General features: G+C 72.0%; 2 protein-coding genes. One reads left to right on the forward strand and one right to left on the reverse strand.

The annotated features are described in order from the left end of the window. The coding region (locus B7767_RS24335) for a hypothetical protein (protein WP_085574074.1) at positions 1 to 1,026 on the reverse strand (1,026 nt) is incomplete at its 3' end. Between the two features lie 183 nt (positions 1,027 to 1,209). On the opposite strand from B7767_RS24335, the gene B7767_RS24340 reads away from it, so the two are divergent. Further along, positions 1,210 to 3,024 (forward strand): endonuclease/exonuclease/phosphatase family protein, encoded by a 1,815-nt coding sequence (locus tag B7767_RS24340; RefSeq protein ID WP_085574075.1) that lies wholly within the window; start codon positions 1,210 to 1,212, stop codon positions 3,022 to 3,024. Positions 3,025 to 3,147: the final 123 nt, after the last annotated feature.

Consider the following 3,147-nt stretch of genomic DNA (forward strand, 5'->3'; position numbering starts at 1 on the left):
GCCCTGGTCCGCCCCGCGTGCCGCCGCCAGCAACTCGCGTGCGGCCTGGAGCGGATCGCGCCGGTCCAGCCACTGCTCGGTCTCCGCGTGGGCGGCGGCCGGCGGGAAGACGGCGGTGCCGTCGAGCAGCGCGTCCGCGCCCTTGTCCACGAGGTCGCCGACGGCCGGCGCCTCGAACCCGGCCTCCAGCAGCCGGGCGCGCAGTCCGTACAGTCCGAGCGGGGTCAGCCGCACCATGCCGTACCGGGCGACGTCGGTGTCGTCGACCGGCGCGGCGGGCTCCTCGTCGGCGTCGGCCATCAGCGCCTCGTCCACCGGCCGGTACTCCACCAGCCCGACCGGCTCCAGCATGCGGAACTGGTCGTCCAGCCGCATCATCGCGTCGGAGACCTGCTCCAGGACGTCGTTGGTGGGTTCGGCCATGTCGTCGGGCACGATCACCGACGCGGCCAGCGCGGGCAGCGGCACCATCGTCCCGTCGGCGTCCTCCCCGCCCACGGTCAGCAGGTAGAGGTTGCCGAGCACGCCGTCCAGGAACTCCGCCTCGGCCTCCGGGTCCCAGTCCAGCGCGTCGAAGTCGATCCCCCCGGACCCCTCCCCCTCGGCGATGGCGTCGACCAGCCCGCCCAGGTCCGGAACGCTCGCGTCACCGACCACCGTCTCCAGGGCCGCGAGCCACACTCCGAGCACGTCCTGCGGCGACCCCCCGGTGAGCACCCCCAGCCCGTCCCCCGCGGTGACGGTCCCCTCCTCCTCGTCGACCACCTCGACGAGCCCGGTGTCCACGGCGACGCGCCAGGCCTCACTGGCGTCGGCGGCGGCGTCCTCCCCGGTCAGCCCCAGCTCCGCGGCGGCCGCCGGCAACTGCTCGTCGACGAGCCCGGCACCGGCGTCGACCCTGGTGTCCGGTCCGGCCCAGCGGGCGAGCCGGGCGGCCCGGGAGAGCACCGGGGTGGACAGGGCGTCGCGCGCCAGCTCCGCTTCGGGGTGCAGCCGCGCAGGCGGCAGGGTGGAGCTGTCTGACATCGGCTGTTTCTCCTAGGCCTCTCACGACTCGGCCACTCAGCCTAGACGGATTTCCACCCATGCCGCCCGCTTCATCTCCCCTTCGGCGGGCGTACATGGCCGAAACCTTGACAAGTGGCGGGGCCTGACAGGAGATTGACGCGCGTAGAAGAGGGTGGGTCACACGTCCCCGGAGGGAATCCGTTGCCGAGAAAGTCCGCGCGTCTCGCCGCGCTCACCGTCGCCGCCGCATGTTCCGCGGCGTCCGCCGTCGTCCTCACGTCGCCCGCGCACGCCGACACGGTGCGCATCCATGACATCCAGGGCGACACCCGCACCTCACCGCTGGCCGGGCAGCAGGTCACCGACGTGACCGGAATCGTCACCGGCATCCGCACCTACGGTTCGTCCCGCGGCTTCTGGATCCAGGATCCCGCCCCGGACGCCGACCCGGCCACCAGCGAGGGCGTCTTCGTCTTCACGGGCTCCACCACCCCCAAGGGTGTCGCCGTGGGTGACGCCGTCACGGTCTCCGGCACGGTCTCGGAGTACGTCCCCGGCGGCACGTCCTCCGGCAACCAGTCCCTGACGGAGATCACCCGCCCGGTCTTCACGGTCGTCTCCAGCGGCAACCCGCTGCCGGCCGCCACCACGCTCGACGCGCGTTCCGTCCCCGCCGCCTACACCCCCGAGCCGAACGGCTCGGTCAACGCGCTCCCCCTGCGGCCCGCCGAGTACGCCCTGGACCTCTACGAGTCGCTGGAGGGCATGAACGTCCGGGTCTCCGACACGCGCGTGGTGGGCGCCACCGACCCGTACACCGAACTCTGGGTCACGGTGAAGCCGTACGAGCACCGCAACCGCCGGGGCGGCACGGTCTACGGCTCCTACGACGCCCAGAACACCGGCCGCCTCCAGATCCAGTCGCTGGGCAGGGCGTCCGACTTCCCCGACGCGAACGTCGGCGACACCCTCACCGGCACCACCTCGGGGCCCCTGGACTACAACCAGTACGGCGGCTACACCCTCGTGGCCAACGAGCTGGGCACCCTCGAAAGCGCGGGCCTCGAGCGCGAGACGACCCGTGGGCAGCGTGCCACCGAACTGGCCGTCGCCACCTACAACGTCGAGAACCTCGACCCCTCCGACGACACCTTCGCCGCCCACGCCGCCGCGATCGTGAACAACCTCAAGTCCCCCGACATCGTGTCCCTGGAGGAGATCCAGGACAACAACGGCGCCACCGACGACGGCACGGTCGCCGCCGACCTGACGATGGCCAGACTGATCGACGCCATCGAGGCGGCGGGCGGCCCCCGCTACGACTGGCGCTCCGTCGACCCCGCCGACAAGCAGGACGGCGGCGAACCGGGCGGCAACATCCGCCAGGCCTTCCTCTTCAACCCCGCGAGGGTCTCCTTCACGGACCGCGCCGGCGGCGACGCCACGACCGCCACCGGTGTCACGAAGATCCGCGGCAAGGCGGCCCTGACCCTCTCCCCCGGCCGCGTCGACCCGGCGTCCGAGGCCTTCGACAACAGCCGCAAGCCGCTCGCCGGCGAGTTCACCTTCCGGGGCCGCACGGTCATAGTCATCGCCAACCACTTCGCCTCGAAGGGCGGCGACCAGGGCCTGACCTCCCAGTACCAGCCCCCGGCCCGCAGCTCGGAGACCCAGCGCCACCTCCAGGCGAAGGCCGTTCACGACTTCACGGCGAAGATCCTCAAGACCCAGAAGAACGCCGACGTGGTGGCCCTGGGCGACATCAACGACTTCGAGTTCTCGGAGACGACGGAGATCCTCGAAGGCGAGGGGGTCCTCTGGTCGGCGATCAAGTCCCTTCCCCGGTCGGAGCGCTACTCCTACGTCTACCAGGGCAACAGCCAGGCCCTGGACCAGATCCTGATCAGTCCGTCCGTCCGCCGCGGCGCCTTCACGTACGACAGCGTGCACATCAACGCGGAGTTCCACGACCAGATCAGCGACCACGACCCGCAGGTGCTCCGCTTCCGCCCGTAGGGAGGAGCAGCCGCCCACGGCGGTGAGGGGGCGGGGCGGGGATACCGGACCGCGGCGTCCGGCGCGTCGGCCCGGGCACCTGTGGGCGCCCGGTTCCGCGCCGGACCGAGGACGGTACCCCCG

It is taken from the genome of Streptomyces sp. 13-12-16, from assembly GCF_002114215.1.
Taxonomy (GTDB): Bacteria; Actinomycetota; Actinomycetes; order Streptomycetales; family Streptomycetaceae; genus Streptomyces.